Annotated in this window: 25 protein-coding genes; 16 read left to right on the forward strand and 9 right to left on the reverse strand. The window is 62.0% G+C overall.

All coding sequences use genetic code 11. The annotated features are described in order from the left end of the window. Positions 1–7 precede the first annotated feature (7 nt). Together GRI58_RS05665 and ppa are read left to right on the forward strand one after the other, a co-directional pair. Positions 8–700 carry a DUF1345 domain-containing protein gene (locus GRI58_RS05665; RefSeq protein WP_160752596.1) on the forward strand — a complete coding sequence of 231 codons (693 nt, stop codon included), beginning with the start codon at positions 8–10 and terminating at the stop codon, positions 698–700. Between the two features lie 81 nt (positions 701–781). Next, positions 782–1,309 (forward strand): inorganic diphosphatase, encoded by a 528-nt coding sequence (gene ppa, locus GRI58_RS05670; RefSeq protein ID WP_160752597.1) that lies wholly within the window; start codon positions 782–784, stop codon positions 1,307–1,309. A 1-nt stretch (position 1,310) separates the two neighbouring features. Here ppa and GRI58_RS05675 read toward each other — a convergent pair whose 3' ends face one another. From GRI58_RS05675 to GRI58_RS05685, 3 genes are all read right to left on the reverse strand, one after another. Beyond that, entirely contained in the window at positions 1,311–2,726 is a 1,416-nt protein-coding gene (locus GRI58_RS05675; RefSeq protein ID WP_337190894.1) for a mechanosensitive ion channel domain-containing protein, read from the reverse strand. Then, the gene (locus GRI58_RS05680) at positions 2,723–4,069 is read right to left on the reverse strand and encodes a TldD/PmbA family protein (RefSeq protein WP_160752598.1); all 1,347 of its coding nucleotides are present in this window, start codon (positions 4,067–4,069) and stop codon (positions 2,723–2,725) included. The genes GRI58_RS05675 and GRI58_RS05680 overlap by 4 nt, the downstream gene beginning before the upstream one ends. Before the next feature lie 77 nt (positions 4,070–4,146). Next, positions 4,147–4,512 (reverse strand): hypothetical protein, encoded by a 366-nt coding sequence (locus tag GRI58_RS05685; protein WP_160752599.1) that lies wholly within the window; start codon positions 4,510–4,512, stop codon positions 4,147–4,149. Positions 4,513–4,740: 228 nt separating this feature from the next. On the opposite strand from GRI58_RS05685, the gene lptB reads away from it, so the two are divergent. The 13 genes from lptB to arsH all read left to right on the forward strand — a co-directional run bounded on the left by lptB (position 4,741) and on the right by arsH (position 16,166). Beyond that, positions 4,741–5,529 (forward strand): LPS export ABC transporter ATP-binding protein, encoded by a 789-nt coding sequence (lptB, locus tag GRI58_RS05690; protein ID WP_160752600.1) that lies wholly within the window; start codon positions 4,741–4,743, stop codon positions 5,527–5,529. A gap of 26 nt (positions 5,530–5,555) precedes the next feature. Next, entirely contained in the window at positions 5,556–7,028 is a 1,473-nt protein-coding gene (rpoN, locus tag GRI58_RS05695) for an RNA polymerase factor sigma-54 (protein ID WP_160752601.1), read from the forward strand. Positions 7,029–7,246: 218 nt separating this feature from the next. Beyond that, positions 7,247–7,942: a response regulator transcription factor CtrA gene (ctrA, locus tag GRI58_RS05700; protein ID WP_160752602.1), complete on the forward strand. Its 696-nt coding sequence runs from the start codon at positions 7,247–7,249 to the stop codon at positions 7,940–7,942. Positions 7,943–8,267: 325 nt separating this feature from the next. Then, positions 8,268–8,720, forward strand: a complete 453-nt coding sequence (locus GRI58_RS05705; protein WP_160752603.1) for a response regulator — start codon at positions 8,268–8,270, stop codon at positions 8,718–8,720. 154 nt (positions 8,721–8,874) lie between these two features. Further along, positions 8,875–10,398: an ArnT family glycosyltransferase gene (locus GRI58_RS05710; protein WP_160752604.1), complete on the forward strand. Its 1,524-nt coding sequence runs from the start codon at positions 8,875–8,877 to the stop codon at positions 10,396–10,398. A 64-nt stretch (positions 10,399–10,462) separates the two neighbouring features. After that, on the forward strand, positions 10,463–11,161 hold the full coding sequence (trmB, locus tag GRI58_RS05715; RefSeq protein WP_160752605.1) for a tRNA (guanosine(46)-N7)-methyltransferase TrmB: 699 nt from the start codon (positions 10,463–10,465) through the stop codon (positions 11,159–11,161). A 127-nt stretch (positions 11,162–11,288) separates the two neighbouring features. Beyond that, entirely contained in the window at positions 11,289–12,494 is a 1,206-nt protein-coding gene (locus GRI58_RS05720; RefSeq protein ID WP_160752606.1) for a tyrosine-type recombinase/integrase, read from the forward strand. Between the two features lie 104 nt (positions 12,495–12,598). Further along, positions 12,599–12,946: an ArsR/SmtB family transcription factor gene (locus GRI58_RS05725; RefSeq protein WP_160752676.1), complete on the forward strand. Its 348-nt coding sequence runs from the start codon at positions 12,599–12,601 to the stop codon at positions 12,944–12,946. Beyond that, positions 12,943–13,377 carry an ArsI/CadI family heavy metal resistance metalloenzyme gene (locus GRI58_RS05730; RefSeq protein ID WP_160752607.1) on the forward strand — a complete coding sequence of 145 codons (435 nt, stop codon included), beginning with the start codon at positions 12,943–12,945 and terminating at the stop codon, positions 13,375–13,377. The genes GRI58_RS05725 and GRI58_RS05730 overlap by 4 nt, the downstream gene beginning before the upstream one ends. Then, positions 13,374–13,892: an arsenate reductase ArsC gene (locus tag GRI58_RS05735; protein WP_337190895.1), complete on the forward strand. Its 519-nt coding sequence runs from the start codon at positions 13,374–13,376 to the stop codon at positions 13,890–13,892. The genes GRI58_RS05730 and GRI58_RS05735 overlap by 4 nt, the downstream gene beginning before the upstream one ends. Then, entirely contained in the window at positions 13,889–14,317 is a 429-nt protein-coding gene (gene arsC / locus GRI58_RS05740; RefSeq protein WP_160752609.1) for an arsenate reductase (glutaredoxin), read from the forward strand. The genes GRI58_RS05735 and arsC overlap by 4 nt, the downstream gene beginning before the upstream one ends. A 22-nt stretch (positions 14,318–14,339) precedes the next feature. After that, positions 14,340–15,410, forward strand: a complete 1,071-nt coding sequence (gene arsB, locus GRI58_RS05745; protein ID WP_160752610.1) for an ACR3 family arsenite efflux transporter — start codon at positions 14,340–14,342, stop codon at positions 15,408–15,410. 15 nt (positions 15,411–15,425) lie between these two features. Beyond that, positions 15,426–16,166, forward strand: a complete 741-nt coding sequence (gene arsH, locus GRI58_RS05750) for an arsenical resistance protein ArsH (protein WP_160752611.1) — start codon at positions 15,426–15,428, stop codon at positions 16,164–16,166. A 154-nt stretch (positions 16,167–16,320) separates the two neighbouring features. Here arsH and GRI58_RS05755 read toward each other — a convergent pair whose 3' ends face one another. The 6 genes from GRI58_RS05755 to GRI58_RS15625 all read right to left on the reverse strand — a co-directional run bounded on the left by GRI58_RS05755 (position 16,321) and on the right by GRI58_RS15625 (position 20,357). Continuing rightward, positions 16,321–16,935, reverse strand: a complete 615-nt coding sequence (locus tag GRI58_RS05755) for a GntR family transcriptional regulator (protein ID WP_160752612.1) — start codon at positions 16,933–16,935, stop codon at positions 16,321–16,323. Further along, positions 16,932–17,798: a phytanoyl-CoA dioxygenase family protein gene (locus tag GRI58_RS05760; protein WP_160752613.1), complete on the reverse strand. Its 867-nt coding sequence runs from the start codon at positions 17,796–17,798 to the stop codon at positions 16,932–16,934. Before GRI58_RS05760 ends, GRI58_RS05755 begins: the two co-directional genes overlap by 4 nt. Then, positions 17,795–18,421 (reverse strand): acyl-homoserine-lactone synthase, encoded by a 627-nt coding sequence (locus tag GRI58_RS05765; protein WP_160752614.1) that lies wholly within the window; start codon positions 18,419–18,421, stop codon positions 17,795–17,797. Before GRI58_RS05765 ends, GRI58_RS05760 begins: the two co-directional genes overlap by 4 nt. A 94-nt stretch (positions 18,422–18,515) precedes the next feature. After that, positions 18,516–19,304 (reverse strand): helix-turn-helix transcriptional regulator, encoded by a 789-nt coding sequence (locus GRI58_RS05770; RefSeq protein WP_160752615.1) that lies wholly within the window; start codon positions 19,302–19,304, stop codon positions 18,516–18,518. A gap of 227 nt (positions 19,305–19,531) precedes the next feature. Next, on the reverse strand, positions 19,532–20,074 hold the full coding sequence (locus GRI58_RS05775) for a DUF2285 domain-containing protein (protein WP_160752616.1): 543 nt from the start codon (positions 20,072–20,074) through the stop codon (positions 19,532–19,534). Position 20,075: 1 nt separating this feature from the next. After that, the gene (locus GRI58_RS15625) at positions 20,076–20,357 is read right to left on the reverse strand and encodes a transcriptional regulator domain-containing protein (RefSeq protein WP_237452118.1); all 282 of its coding nucleotides are present in this window, start codon (positions 20,355–20,357) and stop codon (positions 20,076–20,078) included. Positions 20,358–20,844: 487 nt separating this feature from the next. Between GRI58_RS15625 and GRI58_RS05780 the strand changes: the two genes are divergently transcribed. After that, positions 20,845–21,330, forward strand: coding sequence for a sigma-70 family RNA polymerase sigma factor (locus GRI58_RS05780; RefSeq protein WP_160752617.1), 486 nt, complete (start codon positions 20,845–20,847; stop codon positions 21,328–21,330). Positions 21,331–21,419 lie beyond the last annotated feature (89 nt).

Below are 21,419 nucleotides of genomic sequence, written 5' to 3' on the forward strand. Positions count from 1 at the left end.
TCCAGCGATGAGCGAGGTGCGCGGCGGGATCGGCAACAGGATCGCGTCGGCGCGCTTCCTGGTCTTTCTGGCGGTATTGGTGGGCGGAACGCTGGCCTGGCACGTGGGGCTGGGCGGCAAGTGGGAAGACGCGCTGGCGGCAGGATTCGATTTTGCCGCCACGCTTTATCTCCTGTCGCTGGTTCCGCTGTTGCGCGACGGCGATGCCGCGATCCTGCGCCGCCATGCGCGCCAGAACGATGCCAACCGCGTGCTGGTGCTGGTAATGGCGGTGGTAATCGTGGTGGCAGTGCTCGCCGCGCTGGCGGGAGAATTGCCCGAGGCAACGCAGGGCAATATGGGCGCACTGGCGCGACTGCTCGGGGCGATCGTCGCTGCCTGGCTGTTTATCATGGCGCTCTATGCGCTGCACTACACCCATCTTTATTACGGCGAAGACCCCCGGCAGCAGGGCGCCGATCGCGGGGGGTTGGACTTTCCCGGCAAAGGCGATCCGCTGTTTTCCGATTTCCTCTATTTCTCGGGGACGCTGGCGATGACCTTCCAGACGTCGGACGTCGCGATCACTGCGCGCCGGATGCGCAAGATCGTACTAGGTCAATGTCTTCTCGCTTTCGTTTTCAATCTCGGGATCATTGCGCTGGTCATCAATGCGCTGGGCGGACTTGCCACCGGCCGCGCCAGCGGAGGCGGCGGTTGAAGCGCTTGCCCTGACACACCGCTGGGGTTAGTGGGCCGCGGAAAGTCGGCACCCCCTGCCGCAGTCCGATAGAAAGCAGCCATGCAGATCAGCAAAATCCCCGTGGGCGACAATCCGCCCGAAAACCTCAACGTCATCATCGAGGTTCCGACCGGCGGCGAACCGGTTAAGTATGAGTTCGACAAGGAAAGTGGCGCACTGTTCGTCGACCGCATCCTGCACACGCCGATGCGCTATCCGGCGAATTACGGCTTCGTCCCGCATACGCTGTCACCCGATGGCGATCCGCTCGACGCGCTGGTGATTGCACGCAGCCCGTTTATCGCCGGCAGCGTGGTACGCGCACGCCCGATCGGCGTGCTCAACCTCGAAGACGAACATGGCGGCGACGAGAAGCTGATCTGCGTCCCGGTCGATTCGACCTTCCCCTATTATTCCGATGTCGGCGAGACCAAGGACCTGCCTTCGATCATCTTCCAGCAGATCGAGCATTTCTTCACCCACTATAAGGATCTCGAGGCCGAGAAATGGGTGCGGATCGGGAACTGGGGCGATGCCGCCGAAGCTCGGCAGATCGTGATGGAAGCAATCGAACGCGCGAAAAAGTAAGCTATTCGACCGGGCGGGAGTGATCGAGAAGATCCTTGCTTTCGCCCGGATCGTTCGCGCGCTCCGCCTCGACCATATCCGCGACTTCATCGGCAGGTCGGACATCCTCGGTTGTCACGACTTCAGCCGAGGCTGAGACCTTGTGCGAGTCCGGTGACGGATTCGCGGTGCGTGAGCCCTGCGCGATATTTTCGAACGGCAGAGGCATCGTGCGCGGATCGAAGCGCAGGCGGTAGATCGGCTCGGGCAGACCGAAACCGGCTTTTTCGAGGGCGACCTTGACCGCCACGATGGCGAGGCTCTGGCTCTTGTTGAAGTCGGTATCTCGCTGGTCGATCCAGGCGAGGAAGCGCACCAGCACATTCGAATCGCCGACCTGGATGATCCGCCCTTCAGCCTTGGGATCGCCCAGAACGAAGGGCAATTGCGCCAGAGTTTCGACTCCAAGGTTGCGCGCGGCCAGCGCGTCGTCGTCCGAATCCACACCCATGTCGAACTGGAACCGGCGCTGGGGATTGCGGGTGAAGTTGAGGATCACCGCCTTAAACACTTGCGCATTGGGAATGCGCAAATGGTTACCGTCGAGCGTCATCAGGATCGTCGCCCGGCTGGTAAGGCGGATCACGCGGCCTTCATAGGTATCAATCTCAACCCAATCGTTGGGACGGAAAGGCTGGCGCAGGCTGAGCATCAGCGAGGCGACGTAATTCTCGATCGTGTCGCGCATGGCAAAGCCAAGGGCGATGCCGATAACGCCCGCACCGCCGAGCACCGCGCCCATCAGCGTGCCGGCACCGACCATATCGAGCGCGATGATGAGGCCCGACAGGATGAACACGAACCGGATCGCGCTGGCGATCAGTTCGGCAAGGAAGCTGTTTGGGGCGATCCGCCGCCATAGTCCCGTGAGGCCTGCGATAGCATAGCCGATTGCAATGATGATCGCGGCCAGCAGGATCGCAACGCCGATGAGCGGCAGCAGTTTGAGCAGCGCCTGCAATTTCTGCGTGAGCGAATCGATGGTGCTGCTGCCGACCTTGACGCTGATATCGCGAGCCAAGTCATTGTTGACCGTCACTACCCCCGTCACCCGCGCCGCGATGTTTTCGGCGCGCGCGATATCGGGCTGGTTCGGGACGGTGCCGCTCAGGCTGACGACCCCTTGTCCTACTTCGACTTTGACCCCTGAAAACTCCGGGAGCTCGGCGAAGATTCCGCGAATGCGTGCCGCGATTCTGGCGTCCGAGTTGTTGTCCTGAACTTCGGAGATCGCCTGCTCGGGCGCGGCCGGACTTGGCGATGCCGTGGCACTGCTGGCAGGCGAACCGAGGATTTGGCCGAGCTGGGCGAACGCGGGGTGGCCCATATTGAGCAGGGATACCGCCGCCAGCGCGAATACGATCCAGAAGCGTTTCACGACCCCGCCACCGTCATCCCGTCGATTCGCAGTGTCGGGACGTTGACCGACTGAAGGAATTCCAGATCGTCTGCCGCGCGCATCGCGCCGAACATGGCGATGAGATTGCCTGCTACGGTGATCTCCGCAACAGGCTCGGCGATCGCCCCATTGCGAATACGAAAACCCGATGCACCGCGGCTGTAATCGCCGGTCACCAAATTCACGCCCTGCCCGAACAGCTGCGTGACATAGAGCCCGTCGATGATGTCGCTCATCAGTTCGTCGGGAGAACATTCGCCCGCTTCGCAATGGACGTTGCTCGCCTGGACGCCGGGTGCGCCGCCGATGCCGCGCCCTGCGTGACCGGTCAGCGGCGCATCGAGTTGCCGCGCTGCCGCGCTGTTCGTGAGCCAGCCGAAAATATGGCCGTCCTCGACCAGCGCGCGCGGCGCACAAGCGAGCCCTTCGCCATCGAAAGGGCGCGAGCGATGGCCGCGTGGACGCAAAGGCTCTTCGACAATGCGGATCGCCGGGTCGAACAGGCGTTCGTTCTCATGGCCGAGCAGGAAGCTGGCCTTGCGGGCTACAGCAGCCCCGCTCATTCCGCCAAGCAAGTGACCGATGAGCCCGCTGCCGACACGCGGGTCGAACACCACCGGCACCGGGCCGCTGGGCATGGAGACCGGGCCGACGCGCGCAACGGCACGCTCCCCCGCCTTTATGCCGATTTCGCCTGCCGAGGGCAGGTCCGCTCGGTGGCGGGTAGAGCGATAGCAATGGTCGGTCTGCATCGCATGGCCTTCACCCGAAATCACGCTGGCGCCGAGCGAATGGCCCGTCCCGCCATAGCTGCGCGCAAACCCGTCCGACGTGACGAACGCAACCACCGCCTGCGAAAAACTCGCTTCCCCACCGTTGGAATTGGTGACGCCGGAAACGCTGCGCGCAGCCTCCTCGACTTCGAGAGCGGCTTCGCGCAGTTCGTCCGGAGACGGCTCGACCGGATCGATCAGTTCGAGGCCGGGGAATGGGCCCTTGGCAAGCCGATCACGCGGGGCCAGTCCGGCATAGCGATCTTCCGGCGCGAGCCGAGCCATGGCGATCGCCTGCTCGGCCAATGCCTCCAGCGATGCGTTTGAAAAGTCGCTGCTGCTGACCGATGCGGACCGCTGGCCGACGAACACGCGCAGACCGATCGCCTCGCTTTCGGAGCGTGAGACCTCTTCCAGCTTGCCCAAGCGGATCGACACGCCTTCCGCACTGTCCGCGCGCATCACCGCGTCGGCCGCGTCCGCCCCCAAACGGCGCGCCAGCGCGACGATATCGTCGCATCGCTCCAGCGCCGTGGTCTTGTCGATCATGTCCCTGCAAACTCCGGAAAACCTGTTGAGGGACCGGTTAGGCGTGCGCCTCGCAGCCGTAAACCGCAGATCGGGTTTCAGCCGAGGCTGCGGAAAAACAGGGTCAGTGCGAATGGAAGGCCAAGCGCGGCCAGCCACAGCACAATCTGGTCCCGCCGGAAGGCGGGCGACAGCGCCGGATCATGCGCCTGATCCTCAGGCAGATCACTCCAGCGCCGATCGATTTTGCGACACGCAGGGATAATGCCTGCAACCAGGAGCACGAGACACACCATTGCCAGCGACTTGAGGCCCGTCTCGCGGATTGCGCCGACCGTGAGGAAGATATTGAGGCCGGTGTAAACGATCAACGCAACCGCGACGTTGTCGCTCATCGATTTGCGCCAGTCTACATGGCGCCCCTTCGCATTTGTATGCGCGGTATCGCTCAACGCCTTGCCCATGGCATTTTCCCCAAACTGCCTCTCCGGGAAGGATCATAAACCCAACTTACGGGTCAGCGCAACAGAGTGGTTGGCGGCCTGTCCCGAACATAAACGATAGATCGTGTCCCTGTTCGATCCTGTTCGATGGACGCGAACCAGCCATTCCATGCATGATTCCTGCCAGAACCTCGGAATATCGGCTGCCCCGGGGTTTTCACCGCCAATTCGGATGCTACATGACGCTACATGGCCGATGTCGACCAAACCGAGCTCGCCGAAGAGGCGGTAGCCAATGCCGCCCCGCCCCTGACCGGAGGCGGACTGGAAGTCGTGTCGATCGCCAAGAGCTACGACAAGCGCCAGGTCCTGACCGATATTTCGCTGTCGGTCGCCAAGGGCGAGGTGCTGGGCCTGCTTGGACCCAACGGTGCGGGCAAGACGACGTGCTTCTATTCGATCATGGGGCTGGTGAAGCCAGACTCGGGCCGTATCCTGATGGACGGGCTCGATGTCACCAAGCTGCCGATGTATCGCCGCGCGATCCTGGGGCTGGGTTATCTGCCGCAGGAAACCAGCATTTTCCGCGGCCTGACGGTCGAGCAGAACATCAATTGCGTGCTCGAAATGGCCGAGCCCGACAAGAACGTGCGCGCACAGGAGCTCGAGCGGCTGCTCGACGAATTCGGCCTGACCCGCCTGCGCGAAAGCCCTGCCATGGCCCTGTCGGGCGGCGAGCGGCGGCGTTGCGAAATCGCCCGCGCTCTGGCTGCCAAGCCCTCGATCATGCTGCTCGATGAACCGTTCGCGGGGATCGATCCGCTCTCGATCAGCGACATTCGCGATCTGGTGCGCGACCTCAAGACCCGCGGGATCGGGGTCCTGATAACCGATCACAATGTCCGCGAGACGCTCGAAATCGTCGATCGCGCTTGCATCATCTACGGCGGGCAAGTGCTGTTCGCAGGAACACCGCAGGCGCTGGTCGAGGACGAGAACGTGCGCCGGCTCTATCTCGGCGAGGGCTTTACCCTGTGATCAGTCCCCGCTTGAAGAGCTGAACAATGGCGCTGGGGCCGCGTCTCGAGATCCGGCAATCGCAATCGCTGGTGATGACACCGCAATTGCAGCAGGCGATCAAGCTGCTGGCGCTGTCCAATCTCGAACTCGAAACCCATGTCGCCGAGGCGCTGGAAGCCAATCCGCTGCTGGAAATTGGCGAGGTCTCGCGCGATGCCGGCGACAGCGAGACGACCGAGGCGCCGCAGGAGCGCGAAGCCGATGCGCTGATGGATGGCGCGCTCGAATCCGGGGACTCGGCGCTCGACATCGATACAACTGCTCTCGACCCCGAACGTGCGCCGGGCGACGGCGGCGACTGGGGTCGCGCGGCCAGCACGGGCGGGAGCGGGGAGGAATTGCCCGATCTCGAGAACCGTGCAGGAGCTGGACCGACACTCGCGCAGCATCTGACCGAGCAAATCGGCACCGCTACCCATGACAGCCGCGAGGCATTGGTTGCCAGACGCCTGATCGGCGAGATCGACGAGGCAGGCTATTTCATTGGCGACCTTGCGCTTCTGGCCGAGGAGATGGGGATCGCCCGCAGCGAAGCCGAACGCGCGCTGGAATTGGTCCAGACCCTCGATCCCACTGGCGTCGGCGCTCGCACTCTTTCCGAGTGCCTCGCTCTGCAGGCGCGCGAGGCGGATCGTTACGATCCGTGCATGGCGCGGCTGATCGACAATCTCGACCTGCTGGCAGCCGGGGATTTCGCGCGGTTGAAGCGGATGTGCGAGGTCGACGACGAGGATTTCGCCGACATGCTCGCCGAATTGCGGAGCTACGATCCCAAGCCCGGCCTACGCTATGGCGGCGGCAGCGATACGGCGGTCGTGCCGGACGTGATCGTGGCACCCGGGCGCAAGGGTGGCTGGGACATCGCACTCAATGAAGACAGCCTGCCGCGGCTGGTGGTCAATCGCGATTATTATCTCGAACTGCGCGAAGGCTGCATCGACAAACGCAGCAAGGCGTGGCTCGGCGAACAGCTGACCGAGGCGAGCTGGCTGATCCGCGCACTCGACCAGCGGGCGCGCACGATCCTCAAAGTGGCCGCCGAAATCGTCAAGCGGCAGTCAGGCTTCTTCACCGAGGGCGTGATCGCCATGAAGCCGATGATCCTGCGCGAGGTGGCCGAGGCGATCGACATGCACGAAAGCACCGTCAGCCGTGTGACCAGCAACAAATATCTCGCCTGCCCGCGCGGTACGTTCGAACTCAAGTATTTCTTCACCAGCGGGGTCGCGTCAGGCGATGGCGACGGCGCCAGCGCGGAAGCGGTCAAGCTGCGTATCCGCACCCTGGTCGGCGCCGAGGATCCACGCAAACCTTTATCCGATCAGGCGCTGGTGGATCAGCTCAACAGCGAAGGTTACGACCTCGCCCGACGCACCGTCGCCAAATATCGCGAGGCGGCTGGTATCGGTTCGAGTGCCCAGCGCAGGCGGCAAAACAAGCTTGCAGGTCTCGGCTGAACGACCGCCGATTATGCCCCGTGCAATTGCGCACTCGACAGAGAGGGGGAAAACAGCGCATAATATCAATGACACACCAGTCTATAGCAGGAAAACACGTCGAGGAATTTACGCGACGTTAACCTTTTCCGTTCAGAGGTTGGCTGGTTAGATTAACACGGGGTTCCGGTGGATCGGAACACTGTCAGACTTACTCAGGGGCCAAGGGGGACCGACCCATGCGTGTATTGCTGATTGAAGACGAACCGACCACCGCCAAGGCGATCGAGCTGATGCTCACCACCGAAGGCTTCAACGTCTATTCGACCGATCTCGGCGAAGAAGGCCTCGATCTGGGCAAGCTGTATGATTACGACATCATCCTGCTCGATCTGAACCTGCCTGACATGCATGGCTACGACGTGCTCAAGAAACTGCGCGTCGCCAAGGTCCAGACACCGGTTCTGATCCTGTCCGGCATTGCCGAGATGGACTCCAAGATTCGCAGCTTCGGCTTCGGCGCTGACGACTATGTCACCAAGCCGTTCCATCGCGACGAATTGATTGCCCGCATCCACGCTGTAGTGCGCCGCTCGAAGGGGCACAGCCAGTCGATCATCCGTACCGGCAAGCTGGCGGTCAACCTCGACACCAAGACCGTGGAAGTCGATGGCGCGCGCGTCCACCTGACCGGCAAGGAATATGCGATGCTCGAGCTGCTCTCGCTGCGCAAGGGCACCACGCTCACCAAGGAAATGTTCCTCAACCATCTCTATGGCGGGATGGACGAACCCGAACTCAAGATCATCGACGTTTTCATCTGCAAGCTGCGCAAGAAACTGGCCCATGCCTGCGGCGGCGAAAACTACATCGAAACCGTCTGGGGCCGCGGCTATGTGCTGCGCGATGGGATGGACGAGGCCGAAGCCGCGTAACGGATTGCTCCGATATGGAGGGCGATTGGGCCGGTTCTCGCGAGGGAACCGGCCTTTTTGCATGGCAATCCGAATCCGGAATGGAGGCTTTAGAGCGTGCCAGCATAGGTTTCCGTCCTACACTTCACCTGGACCGAACGAGGCCATTTTGTCCGGAACGTTTTGAGTTAAAGGGTGTTTCTGCTTTGAATTTGATCGACACAGACAATGCGCTCTTGCCTGAGCCGATTGCCCTTCTAGTCGCTTCAGAAGTGCGTTTGTTCCATCAATCGTCAGGCAGGCGTTCAGAGTAATGGTGTTGCTTACGCCTTGGGGAAACGGCCCTGTGAACGATATACCGGACAAGGGAGACGATATGCGGTGCAATCCGGGTGCAGCCACACGCAGTGTCATCGTTGTCGACGACGACCCGATCAACGCCATGCTGTTGACCGAAATCTGCAATGCGGCGGATTGGGAGGTCACCGGTTGCGCTACCTCCAGCCATGAAGCGCTGGAGATGCTGGATCAGTCGGCCCCCAGCTGTATGATTATCGATTACAAGCTCGATGGGGAGAAGACCGGGCTCGATTTGAACTACGAGATCAAGCGGGCCCGCCCCGAACTGTTCACGATCATGGTCACCGGCTGGGACATCAACGATATCGCCGCGCATATCGATGGCCCGCAACCCGATCGCATCCTGCGAAAACCGATCCCGGCCAATATATTGATGGACATGCTCGACGGCCTGGTTGGACATAGCAATGTGGTAAGCCTGCGCAGCGCGTCAAATTGAGCAGCATTGTGCGATTACCCCGGAATGGACGATCAGGATTCCATCGGTGATGGTCGTCGATCCGATCTCTCCGTAGAAACCGTTAGCGAGCGCGGCACGGGCAAAATTCGCATTTTCTCTGGATCTGCACGCCCTCGGGCCTAGACAGATTTCCATGCAGCGCTCCGCCAATGAAGCAACGCCCGCCCGTGTCGCCCTGATCGGGGGAATCGTCACTTTCGCTTTTCATGCATTGCTCGCCGGTCGCTATGACCTTTTCCGTGACGAGCTCTATTTCATCGTCTGCGGCCAGCATCCCTCTTTCGGCTATGTCGACCAGCCACCGCTGGTACCTCTGGCTGCTGCCGCACTGTACAAGCTAGGGCTTGGTGCTTGGGGGCTGCGCCTGCCGGTAGCAGCCGCCGCCGGAGCGCTCGCATGGCTGACTGGCACCTTCGCCCGAAAACTTGGCGGTGGAACAATCGCAGTTGCAGTGGCAACATTGGCCACCGCCATCGCCCCGATGTTGATGGGATTGACTGCCACCCTCAACACCTCCGCATTCGATCCGCTGTGCTGGACGGCAGTTGCTCTGCTGGTAGTTTATGCCCTGCGAAAAGATAATGACCGTGCGCTGATCTGGGCCGGGGCGATCACCGGCATCACGCTTGAAATCAAATATGCGATTCTCTTCTGGATCGTGGGGTTGGTCCTGGGTCTGCTGTTGACCCCGCAACGTCGTATTCTGTTGCGCCCTGCGCTGTGGATTGGCGCAGCACTGGCCGCAGCGATCGCCGCTCCATCCTTCGTCTGGCAAATGCTACACGGCTTTCCTTTCCTCGAACTCGGAGAAGCCGCGGGCGGCAAGAATGCCGCCATCCCGCTCGGATCGTTCCTCACGAATCAGGTGATGGTGATGAACCCGGCCTTCGCTCCACTTTGGATTGCCGGGCTGGTGGCACCCTTCATTGTGAAACCGCTGAAAGACCTGCGCTTCATTCCGATTGCCTGCCTGATAGTGTTCGCAATCGTCAGGATCGGCCATGGCAAGGATTACTACCTCTCGCCGCTCTATCCCAGCCTGTTCGCAATCGGCACGGTCGCGCTGGCAGGGTTGGTACGAGCCAGGCTTGCCAGAATTGTCGCAGGAATTGCCGTTGCTGGCGGTGTGGCAGTTTCTGCCGCCGCGGCACCCATTGCACTGCCAATCCTCTCACCGTCGCAACTCGTCCACTATATCGAGCGCACCGGTATCTCGCCGCAAAAGCAGGAGCGCAGCTTCAAGGGCACCGTGCTCCCGCAAACCTTTGCCGACCAGCTCGGCTGGCATGATTTCACCCGGCAGGTCGAAGCGGCATGGGCGAAAATTCCCACCGATGAACGAGCGCGCACCGCAATCAAGGTCGACAATTACGGCGAGGCCGCTGCACTCGATATCTATGGCAAGGGGCTGCCCCCTGTGCTCAGCGGCCATAACCAATATTATCTCTGGGGCCTGCGCGGGCAGGACCCGGTCAATGTGATGGTGGTGCAGTTCGATTTGCCTTCGCTGCGCCCGCATTGCCGCAGCACGAAATTGCTCGGCAAGACCTATTCGCGCTTCGCAATGGCCTATGAGAACGACAAGGTCATCGCGCTGTGCATCGGGGTCAAGCCTTCGCTGCAACAGCTGTGGCCGACGACCAAGCACTTCGGATAATGATGTCGGGCATTATGCGCCTGCCCTCTCGACAAGTGCCGACCGGATTGCCAAGCGGCACGGCATGAGTGCACATAAGGAAGGCGATCCGACGACTCTCAAACGGCTGTATGGCCGCAGCCAGGGCAAACCCTTGCGTGCGGCGCAGCAGGAACTGGTCGATACGCTGCTACCCCAGATCGCGCCGCCTCACGAAGGACCGCTCGATTCCCGCGCGCTGTTCGGTGACGATCGTCCACTCCATTTCGAAATCGGTTTCGGAGGCGGCGAACACCTTGCCTATCGCGCAGACCTGCTGCCCGACCATGGCTTCATCGGTGCGGAGCCTTTCGTCAATGGCGTGGCGCAGGCGCTGACTCATGTGCGTGACCAGCGCCTTGCCAATGTGCGAATCCATCATGGAGATGCGCTGGAAATGCTCGAACGGGTGCCGGACGGATCGCTGTCGATGCTTTACCTCCTCCATCCGGATCCCTGGCCCAAGGCCCGCCATGCCAAGCGCCGGATGATGAACGACGGCCCTTTGCAGATGATTGCCAACAAGCTCAAAACTGGCGGGGAGTTTCGCTTCGGGACCGACCATCCCGTTTACCTGCGTCATGCGCTGATGGTGATGCGCCGCTTTACCGATAGCTTCGAGTGGTTGGTTGACGGTCCGCAGGACTGGCAAAACCGCCCTTCCGGCTGGCCCGAGACACGCTACGAAGCAAAGGCTCGCAGGCAGGGCCACGAAGTCTGGTACTTTAGATTTAGACGACGCTAGAGTGCGATATTCTTGTAATCACAAGTACTTAGATGAATCGACTTACGCCAGAATAGCCTCCATTTCGCTCCTTTTTCCGCTTGCGTGATTACCCGGTGATTGCCAGAAAAGGGACACGAGGTTCCGGATGGCAACAGGAAAAATCACCAAAAAAACGATAGATGCGCTCGAGGCTGGCAGCTCGAGCCAATTTCTATGGGACACTGATCTCAAGGGTTTTGGCGCCAAGATCACTCCTTCTGGAAATATCTCTTACGTCCTTCAATTCAGGATGGGAGGACGCGAGACAATCGCTCGGCGCTATACGATCGGCGCACATGGGTCTCCATGGACACCTACGACCGCCCGCTCGGAAGCCGAACGCCTTCTCCTGCTCGTCGGCCAGGGCATCGATCCTGTGGAGGCTGACAAACAGAGGCGTCGCGAGGCCGTTGATCTGGCGTTCGACAATTATGCGCAGCTTTTCACCCGTTCCTGCAAAGGCGAGGGATGGCGGCGCTTGGTCGAGCGCGTGGTCAGGCTTCATCTTGAGCCAGTTCTGCACAAAAAGCCGCTGCCTTCGATCACCAGGGCCGACATCGTATCCGTTCTCGACCAGATGCCTGACGACCAGATCGCAAACAGGCGCAATGTCTTCGCTGTCATGCGCCGCCTGTTCCGCTGGGCCGTCAGTCGTGGCGATCTCGATCGCAGCCCGATGGAAGGAATGGAAACGCCGCCTCCGGTGAGGCCAAGGGATCGCTGGCTTGCGGACGATGAATTGCGCTTGATCTGGAGTGCCACTCCCGAGTGCCATCATTGCTTCGGTCCGATCGTCCGCTTGCTGATAACTACCGGGCAAAGGCGCGAAGAAGTGAGCGGAATGCAGTGGCAAGAACTAGACCGCAGACAGCGGCTTTGGGCGCTGCCCAGTCAGCGAACGAAAAACAACGAGCCCAACACGATTCCGCTGAACCAGCTTGCGGTTGCCGAGCTGGATGCCTTGGCGGGCGGCGAGAAATGGCCCCGCAAGGGCCGTGTGTTTGCGACGGCGAGCGGCGCGCGCTTTACCGGCTATCACAAGGGCAAGGCGAAGCTGGACAGCGTCATCGAGGAGCGTGAAGGCGAACCACTGCCGCCGTGGCGCCTGCACGATCTGCGAAGAACCCTTGCGACGAATTTCCAGCGGCTCGGCGTACGATTCGAGGTGACCGAAGCGGTGCTCAACCACGTCAGCGGCTCGCGCGCCGGGGTGGCAGGCGTCTATCAGCGCCACGACTGGAAAGAGGAGAAGGTCCAGGCACTCGGCGACTGGAACGATCATCTGACCCGGATTCTCACAGCTCGAACTTGACGCCCCCTTCCGAAGGTTAGGCTCTCGGGGTACGGACGTTTCGATAACTGTCGAAATAGTTCTTGACGTCGGCTGACGTCGCTCATATTTCCATCTTCATGGAAATGAATTCACCGGCAGCGATCGAAGCGCTTGGCGCTCTTGCGCAAGAGCACCGACTGGCGCTGTTTCGGCTGCTCGTTCAAACGGGCCAAGACGGTTTGCCAGCCGGCGCGATCGCCGAGGCGCTCGAAATTCCCAACTCGTCCTTGTCGTTTCACCTGGCGCACCTCACGCGTGCGGGACTGATTCAGCAGCGGCGTGAGGGCCGTTCTCTCATCTACAACGCCGACTACGAAGCGATGAACGCCTTGGTCGCCTTCCTGATGGAGAATTGTTGCGGCGGCCAGGACTGCGCTTCGTCCGCCGCCGGCGGAATCTCAACGGACCAATCGGAAAGGAAAACCGCATGAAGCGCTTGCATGTGCATGTCGGCGTGGCCGACCTCGACCAGTCCATCCGCTTTTACTCGGCTCTGTTCGGCGCCGGTCCCACGATGGCCAAGCCGGATTATGCCAAGTGGATGCTCGAGGATCCGAGCGTGAATTTCGCGATCTCGGCGAATAACGCGCACAAGGGCATCGAGCATCTTGGCATTCAGGTGGACGACCAGGTCGAGCTGGCCGAAGTCTACAGCAGGCTAGAGGCTGCCGGTCGACCCAGAGTGGAGGAAGGTTGCACGACCTGCTGCTACGCCAAGTCTGAGAAAAGCTGGGTAGCCGATCCTGATGGTGTCTTGTGGGAAACCTTCCACACGACCGGCAGCTCGACGGTCTATGGAAGGAGCATCGACCTGGTCGCCGGTGCCGAAACCGACGCATGCTGCGGAAAGGTCGCTGCGTGACCGCGGTCTACAATGTCCTGTTCCTGTGCACGGGCAACTCGGCACGCTCCATCCTCGGCGAAGCTCTCCTCAACAAGATGGGCGAAGGGCGCTTTCGCGCCTTTAGCGCAGGCAGCAAGCCCAGGGACCAAGTGCATCCGATGACGCTCGAAGTGCTCGCGAGCTTCGGTTACCGTACCGCAGCCCTGCGTTCGAAGAGTTGGAGCGAATTCACCGAGCCGGGCGCGCCGAAGTTCGATTTCATCTTCACCGTCTGCGACAATGCCGCTGGCGAGAGCTGTCCGGTCTGGCCCGGCAAGCCGATCACGGCCCACTGGGGTGTCGAGGACCCCGCAGCGGTCGAAGGCGACGGGCAGCGACGGGCCTTCGTCGATGCGCTGAGCTACCTCAAACGGCGGATCGAACTCTTCCTGATGCTACCGCATGACAGCGTTGAGGAGATGGCGATGCGCGGCCAGTTGGCCGCCATCGGCCGCGAGGAAGGCGCAAGCGCCAAAGCGAGGGAGGCCGAATGAGTACCGACATCGTCATCTACCACAATCCCGAGTGCGGGACCTCGCGCAATGCGCTCGCCATGATCCGCAATGCGGGGATCGAGCCACATGTGGTGGAATATCTCAAGACGCCGCCCTCGCGCGCCATGCTCGAAAGTCTGATCGCCCGGGCTGGCCTTTCACCGCGCGACCTGTTGCGGGAGAAGGGTACGCCGTTCGCCGAACTCGGCCTAGGCGATCCTGATCTGTCCGACGAACAGCTTGTCGATGCGATGATGGAATACCCGATCCTCATCAATCGGCCGCTTGTGGTCTCGCCGCTCGGCGTGAAACTGTGCCGCCCGTCAGAAGCAGTGCTCGATCTCACCCCCGCCGAGCAGCAAGGCGCCTTTGCCAAGGAAGATGGCGAAGCGGTCGTGGATACCGATGGCAGGCGCCTGCGCTGACGCAGTTTCAGGAACACACCGAATGACCCAGACAATTGCAGATCCCGCTCCGGCGGCCTCGCCGCTTGGCACCTTCGAGCGCTTCCTGTCGCTATGGGTGCTGGGTGCCATTCTGGCCGGCCTGGCGCTCGGGCTGGCGGCACCTGGCGCTGTCGGCGTGATGGCCGGGTTCGAATACGCCTCGGTGAACCTCGTGGTCGCGGTGCTGATCTGGGCGATGATCTTTCCCATGATGGTCGGTGTCGACTTCTCGAGCATCAGGGATATCGGCCGCAAACCCAAGGGGCTCGTCATTACCCTCGTCGTAAACTGGCTGATCAAGCCGTTCACGATGGCAGCACTGGCGGTGTTGTTCTTTGACTCCCTCTATGGCGGGCTGATGTCGCAAGGTGATGCCGACCAGTATATCGCCGGGCTCATCATCCTCGGGGCTGCACCCTGCACCGCCATGGTGTTCGTGTGGTCGCAGCTGACCAGGGGCGATCCGTCTTACACTCTGGTGCAGGTGTCGGTGAACGACCTGGTCATGATCGTCGCCTTCGCGCCCATCGTCGCGCTGTTGCTTGGCGTTACCGATATAGTCGTCCCCTGGGAGACACTGCTGCTCTCGGTCGTCCTGTACGTCGTAATCCCTCTAGCGGCCGGTGCGTTGACCAGACGGCAGGTGATCGCTTCGCACAAGGGCGACGAAGCCTCGGTCGATGCCTTCACCGCGCGGCTCAAGCCGTGGTCGATCGTCGGCCTGCTGGCGACGGTGGTGCTACTGTTCGCCTTCCAGGCGGAGACGATCGTTTCGAACCCGCTGCTGATTGCCATGATAGCAATCCCGATCATCATCCAATCGTACGGGATCTTCGCCATCGCCTACGCCGCGGCCAAGGCATGGAAGGTCCCGCATGATATCGCCGCGCCCTGCGCACTGATCGGAACTTCCAACTTCTTCGAGCTCGCGGTCGCGGTCGCGATCGGCCTGTTCGGTCTCACCAGCGGAGCCGCCCTGGCAACCGTGGTGGGCGTTCTGGTGGAGGTGCCGGTGATGCTGTCGCTGGTGGCTTTCGCCAACCGCACGCGCGACCGCTTCCCTGTTTTCTGAAAATCAAGCGAGCCCATGAACCGTCTTCGAACCCTCTCCGATCCCGGCCACATTCCGGCCCTGCGCCGGGAATACATTCACGCGCGCCCGGCATCGGGTCTTGGCGACCTCGATCCGCCGCCGCGGATCCTGCTGCTTTACGGCTCCCTGCGCGAACGATCCTATTCGCGACTGGCGACCGAGGAAGCGGCGCGCCTGTTGCAATTGTTCGGCTGCGAAACGCGAATCTTCGACCCGTCCGATCTACCAATGCCCGACCAGATTGAGAGCGACGATCATCCCGCGGTTCACGAGTTGCGCGAGCATTCGCTGTGGTCCGAGGCGCAAGTCTGGTGCAGTCCCGAACGTCATGGCCAGATCACCGGCATCATGAAATCGCAGATCGATCACCTGCCGCTGGCCTACAAGGGGCTGCGCCCGACCCAAGGGCGCGCGCTAGCCGTCATGCAGGTCTGCGCCGGCTCGCAGAGCTTCAACACGATCAACACGCTGCGCGTGCTCGGCCGGTGGATGCGCATGTTCACCATCCCGAACCAGTCGTCGATCGCCAAAGCCTACGAAGAGTTCGACGAAGCGGGACGGATGAAGCCCTCGAGCTATTACGACCGCATCGTCGACGTGATGGAAGAACTGGTCCGCTTCACCGTGCTGCTACGCCCCCACGCCGCGCAACTGGTGGACCGCTATTCGGAGCGCAAGGACAAGGATCTGCCGGTAGAAACCCACGCTGACAAGGCCGGCCTCGCGGTGGATTGATAGCGACAGGACGGCCGCGGCAGATCCATTTGTGAACCGTCGTTCGACACCTTTTGCAGCCTCATGAGAGACCGGTGAAAAATGCAATCGGCCGAAGGCGCCTCGCCATTCGAGTCATCCTGCAATGGATCCAGGCTTCGGGATCCGGCGCATATCAGGTGGCTCCTCCGCCGCGCAACCTGGCCAGGCAATTTATCAATTGAGGGACGCATCCCTGGCACTGCCGGTGATAGCGCACCACCGCCAGGTGGCGGTCCGTTCGCGAACCGTGAAGGCCGGCCTCAATTTGCTTCTGGATTCCATTTGCTTCGGGAAGCACTTCTGGTTCGCAGCTTCGCAGGAAATGAAGCCGCTCGCTGATCCGATCGACAATGTCCGCGAGGACGCGATTGCCCGAACCGTTCGCCAGTAGTGAGAACGCCGCCGCAAGACGATCGGCATATTCGTTGCCTATGAACACGGGCCCGTCCTCCGTCGGCAAGCGCCAGTTTGCGGTGTTGGCCGTTTTCAGCAAGGCTGAATTGACGTCCAGAAGATCACGCAATCGTTGTTCGGTTAGAGGCGGCACCCGAAAACCTTCACCGGGCGTCAGATCGACCAGGCCCTCCCCGACGAGCTGATTGAGACTGTCGCGTACCGGCGTCATGCTGACCCCGAAGTCTTCGGCGAGGCGCATGGCCTCGAGTTTCGCACCGCCTGGCCACAAACCTTCCATCAGCGCACGCTTGAGACGGCGGTAGGTCGGTTCGAGAACATGGGCCGGGCTCATGGTTGGCTGCGTTGCGCCTCGGCAAAGTCGCGTACGGCGGCTTGCTGGTCGGGCCGAAGCGCATCGGTCGCTTGCGGGTATTCAGGCGTATCGCCGCGGAGAAGTATCGAAGGGCACTGTCCCTCGTAGTTGCCGAGATTGGGGCGGTGCTGGGTATATCCGGCAAGCTCGGCCAGTTCGGGCGAAAACCGGCGTGCTACCTCCGGAGGATAGGCGAGCCAGTTGTTCTCGTACGGCTTCAGCCAGCCCAGGCTGTACCCGATGACGACGCCGCGCCGGGCCGCATCGGTGCGGTTGGGACCGGCGCCGTGCACGGTCGAACCGAGAAAGCAGATGGCATCGCCAGGTCGGGCCTCGGCGACGACCGGTGCACCGAGCTGCCCGAGGTCCTCGACGACGGCCTTGTGACTGCCTGGATAGATGCGCGTCGCGCCGTTCATCGCCGTGAAGTCCGTCAGCGGCCAGATGACGTTGAGGAGATACTCGTGCTCACCTTTGTGCGCAGGCCACATGTCATCGTCACGATGCGGGAATTGCTCGATCTCGCCAGGATGGATTGCGATCGCCTGTGCGACATTGAGCTGTATGCGCTCGCATGCGCTGCCGAGAATCGCCCGGGCCAGTTCGAGGACGAGGGGTTGCAGCGCGAGGTCCGCGGCACGGCGCGACCTGCGCAGCAGGCTCCCGAAGCGCTTGGTGCGGTAACCGTAGAAATCGCCATTGCCCAACGGCGCTGCATCGAAAGCTGGGGCAAGGTCCGTATCGAGTGCCGCGACGCTTTCGCGGGGCAAGAGATCACGAATGATGCAATAGCCGTCCGTCTCCAGCTGGTCGAGCCAGCGCGAGGCCGCCGCGCCGCTCACGACGCCACCTCCAGCGATGCGCCGCCACAGTGATGAGAACCGGCGCGATAAATCCCGTTGCGCGCGAGATCGGAGGGTGTCGTGCGATCGATGGCGATCTCGAATGCGACCAGGCACTCACCGGCCACATTCAACTCGGGTCCCAGCGAGCGGCATTGCCAGCCGAATTCGGCGATCTGGCGATGCCAGCCCGGCGGGGCGACAGCCGTGTAGCCCGAAAGTCCCGTCGCGAGCGCATGATCGACCAGCGCGGTGACCAACTGGTTGCGCACTTCCCTTCGCTCGGAACGCGAAAGCGTCGGTTCGATGCAGAACCGGGTGATCTCCTTCAGGTCCGACCGCGCGGGAACCGGACCATCGCAAAGACAGGAGAATAAATCCCCGAGAATATGCGGGCGATCGGTTCGCAGCAGACGCGCCGACGCCCGGTGGCCGTTCTCGTCGTCGGTGAGGATCAGATAGTCAGCATCGGGCGTGTCGAACTGATCGAGCTCGTAGGTGTCCGCCAGGACCGGAACATCCCATTTGAGAATATCCACGAACACGCGCTTGCGGGCTTCGAACATGGCGCGAAACACGGCATCGGGAGGACACGATCCACTGGTTTCCGGGAACGTCTGCATGATAGCCACCTGACAGCTGAACAAGTGGTGGCAACTGAGCAGACGCGCGCGGACGCCAAAATCCCAAGAACTGGGGATGGGCCATTCGGGCCTTCTAGGCCCTTTCGCCTCTTGTCACCGCTGGCGGGCCCCCGCGCCTATCACGCCATCGAATGATGTCGGAAAAGCCGATCAGGCCATCGAACAGCGCAGCGACGATCAACGATTGCTTGCAGTGCACCTGGTAGCGTTCCCGCGCCGCCTTGAGATGCTGGATGACGGTTTCGGTCCCGATTCCCAGGATCGTCGCGGTTTCGGAAGCCGTCTTTCCTCGCGCCACCCACAGGACGCATTCGCGTTGCCGGTCGCTGAGTATCGGCACGGTGTCCTCGCGGCGCGACGCATCCAGCCCGAGCGCGCAGGTCAGGGCCAGCGTCCCCACGATCTCGGCGACCGCGAGCCGGCATTGCGGCAACTTGCGATCGGGGCAGACCGCAAAAGTGCAGGTGCCACGCGCGAGGCCCGGCAAATGGCGCGGCACGGTGTATCCATCACCGATTCCGCACTCCCGGCCAACCGCCAGCATCTGGCGATCACCCCGTGTCAGCGGGATCAACTCCTCCATGGTGCCCCAGGCAAAACCGATGAAACTCTTGTCGCAGGCTCGGCGCACCGGGTCCTGGCCGGCCAGATCGAAGCCGAGGTAGACCTTGGCCCATTCATCCGGATAGTCGTGAAGCAGGAGGCCGGGCGCCTCGCACGACCCGGAGCGCAGCTCGAGCGAAAGCGCGAAATGATCGAACCCCAGACGGCGGGAGACCAGCGCGAGCGACCGGTCTAAATCGGTGTCCGTGCGCACATTGATTAGTTCGGAAGCGAATTCCTCCGCGAAATGAGCATACATAGTCCCGTCCGACCCGCGGGGGCGCAATCCAACGCGCCGCCGCCCGATCGCCTGCTGGATGCCGCGCCGAAGGTTCCATGCCCCCGGCAACGGCTGCTGCTGTCGCGCCCCCCCCTGAAGGTTCCGCTTTTGGCGACGCCGAACGATAGGCCCGGCGAGAAGATCATAACGTGTTGCTTGCATTTGAAAAGCCACGGGAAGTGTACCTCGTCCAGCCACGAGAACCGTCAGCGCAGCTTGTCGCCGGTATCGCGGCCACCGCTGTGTCGATCGCCCAAAACGGGGCGCATGGAACCCCTCAGGAGATCGCGATAGCCGGTCGCCATCATGCGCCGCGCCTCGGCAATCAGGCGCTGGGCCTGGCGCCGATGCGAGGATGTCTTCCATTCGATCGCGCGCTCGTGCTCGAGGCCGGAACACATCAGATCGCGCACGATGTGCCGAACCGTTGGTGGTTCGCTGGAAGGCTGCTGCATCCGGTCGAGGATCGCGAGCAGGAGAGACAGGCGGTGTCTCTGGTACGCGGTGGGCCTCAGCGCCGTGCGCGAACCGACAGCCTGCCGACTTCCGGGATCGTGAAACGCGCCGAGCGCGGCAAGACGGACGGGGAGCGAGCCATCTCCCGGGACGAAATAGCCGTCACGTTTGGGCGTATGCAAAATCAGGAGACGGTGCCGCGCTCGCGTGCCCGCCAGCACCATGTGGCGCCCCGCTTCGGTCTCGGCTTCGACCATTATCGTTCGCGCAGTAAGCGCGGTCTCGAAGCCCATTTCACGCGTCCCTGAGTGTTCGACCAGGATGACACTGGGATTGTGGTCGGCGCGCCAAAACGCCGGGCAGACATCGGCTTCCCGGCCGGGATCGACGAGAAAATTCGAGGCCCCACGAACGCGCACATCGCCTTGCGGCGAGGGATTGCGTCGCGCCGTTATTCCCGCTGTGGAAGCGGACGAACTGGGCGCGATACTCCGGATTGCGCCGCAGGAATTCCTGCGCGAAATCCGAATAATCGAAACCCTCATAGCGGCATTGCCACTGAGATGTGCGGACCATGGAGCCCCTCCTTTCAAGGGTCTGGCTACCGCAACGGTTCGACCCGCAGCATTCTCATCTGCGGGCAGGAGCCTCCCCAGAACTTGTAATGCCGGCGCGAGAGCTCGGATCACTCCGGACCATAGGCCCGCAAGAGGAAAACATCGGGTATGGAGGAGAGGCGACTTGCATGACCCATTGCGATTGGGCACGATTGGCTGGCGCGCCCCGAATTGCTGGCAACGGACGCGTGGATAGTTCCGCCAGACATCATGCACGCCGGTCCGGTCGCGGCCCGGCGGCCGATCCGGTCAAGGGACGTTGCTACGTCCCGAACGGCGGCACAGCCCTGGACTCCGCATCCGGCTCACGCTGACGAGCCCGCAGATGCGGTCGCCTGCTCCCGCTGAGCATGACCGATCTTGCTGCCGGAACCCGGCACCACGCTTCTCAATCCCGTTCCTCGTCGTCATCGCCAGGCACCCGGTCGTCGCTTCCGCGCGACCACGTGCTCGAGGCGCTGTTCCGGAACGAACGGGCCGGGGTGCTTGCCTACCTGAAACGCAAGGTCGGTCCCGAACACGCCAGCGATCTTGCGCAGGAAGTCTTCGTGCGCGCGGCAGGCAGCGCGCAACTGCAGGACCTGCGCAACCCGGGTGGCTTTCTGCGATGTATCGCGAAGAACCTGGTAATCGATTTCGATCGGAGGCGCCGCCGCCGGATCGTGACCCTGCCGTTCACCGACAATGTCGATGGCGCCAGTCTCGCGTGCCAGGATGAGGGCTTGCACGCGGTGGAGACCAAACAGCTGGTCGAGGCAGCGCTGGCGGAACTGCCGGCGAGGACAGCGCGGGTGTTCGTGATGAGCCGCTTCGAGGAGAAGACCTACCGGGAGATCCATCTCGAGCTCGGTGTCGGGAAATCGACGGTCGAATACCACATGACGAAAGCTCTCGCCCACCTGCGCCGTGAGCTCGCCGACGAGAGCTTCTGAGGCCCGACCCGAATTAATTTCGTGTGAAACTAGGGTGCCAGCCCATCCGTGCGTCAACCCCTGCAACGGCGAAGCCAGAACGGCACGCC

It is taken from the genome of Qipengyuania algicida (genome assembly GCF_009828025.1).
Classification (GTDB): Bacteria; Pseudomonadota; Alphaproteobacteria; order Sphingomonadales; family Sphingomonadaceae; genus Qipengyuania; species Qipengyuania algicida.

Excerpts from the sequence above, each read along its gene's own strand:
- GRI58_RS05685 (WP_160752599.1), bottom strand. The coding sequence starts at position 4,512 with ATGGGCAAGGCGTTGAGCGATACCGCGCATACAAATGCGAAGGGGCGC.
- GRI58_RS15625 (WP_237452118.1), bottom strand. The coding sequence starts at position 20,357 with ATGGTCCGCACATCTCAGTGGCAATGCCGCTATGAGGGTTTCGATTAT.
- GRI58_RS05710 (WP_160752604.1), top strand. The coding sequence starts at position 8,875 with ATGCAGCGCTCCGCCAATGAAGCAACGCCCGCCCGTGTCGCCCTGATC.
- GRI58_RS05755 (WP_160752612.1), bottom strand. The coding sequence starts at position 16,935 with ATGAGCCCGGCCCATGTTCTCGAACCGACCTACCGCCGTCTCAAGCGT.
- lptB (WP_160752600.1), top strand. The coding sequence starts at position 4,741 with ATGGCCGATGTCGACCAAACCGAGCTCGCCGAAGAGGCGGTAGCCAAT.
- arsC (WP_160752609.1), top strand. The coding sequence starts at position 13,889 with ATGAGTACCGACATCGTCATCTACCACAATCCCGAGTGCGGGACCTCG.
- GRI58_RS05720 (WP_160752606.1), top strand. The coding sequence starts at position 11,289 with ATGGCAACAGGAAAAATCACCAAAAAAACGATAGATGCGCTCGAGGCT.
- rpoN (WP_160752601.1), top strand. The coding sequence starts at position 5,556 with ATGGCGCTGGGGCCGCGTCTCGAGATCCGGCAATCGCAATCGCTGGTG.
- GRI58_RS05725 (WP_160752676.1), top strand. The coding sequence starts at position 12,599 with ATGAATTCACCGGCAGCGATCGAAGCGCTTGGCGCTCTTGCGCAAGAG.
- GRI58_RS05665 (WP_160752596.1), top strand. The coding sequence starts at position 8 with ATGAGCGAGGTGCGCGGCGGGATCGGCAACAGGATCGCGTCGGCGCGC.
- GRI58_RS05730 (WP_160752607.1), top strand. The coding sequence starts at position 12,943 with ATGAAGCGCTTGCATGTGCATGTCGGCGTGGCCGACCTCGACCAGTCC.
- GRI58_RS05775 (WP_160752616.1), bottom strand. The coding sequence starts at position 20,074 with ATGGGCTTCGAGACCGCGCTTACTGCGCGAACGATAATGGTCGAAGCC.
- GRI58_RS05770 (WP_160752615.1), bottom strand. The coding sequence starts at position 19,304 with ATGTATGCTCATTTCGCGGAGGAATTCGCTTCCGAACTAATCAATGTG.
- GRI58_RS05680 (WP_160752598.1), bottom strand. The coding sequence starts at position 4,069 with ATGATCGACAAGACCACGGCGCTGGAGCGATGCGACGATATCGTCGCG.
- arsB (WP_160752610.1), top strand. The coding sequence starts at position 14,340 with ATGACCCAGACAATTGCAGATCCCGCTCCGGCGGCCTCGCCGCTTGGC.
- trmB (WP_160752605.1), top strand. The coding sequence starts at position 10,463 with ATGAGTGCACATAAGGAAGGCGATCCGACGACTCTCAAACGGCTGTAT.
- ppa (WP_160752597.1), top strand. The coding sequence starts at position 782 with ATGCAGATCAGCAAAATCCCCGTGGGCGACAATCCGCCCGAAAACCTC.
- arsH (WP_160752611.1), top strand. The coding sequence starts at position 15,426 with ATGAACCGTCTTCGAACCCTCTCCGATCCCGGCCACATTCCGGCCCTG.
- GRI58_RS05765 (WP_160752614.1), bottom strand. The coding sequence starts at position 18,421 with ATGCAGACGTTCCCGGAAACCAGTGGATCGTGTCCTCCCGATGCCGTG.
- ctrA (WP_160752602.1), top strand. The coding sequence starts at position 7,247 with ATGCGTGTATTGCTGATTGAAGACGAACCGACCACCGCCAAGGCGATC.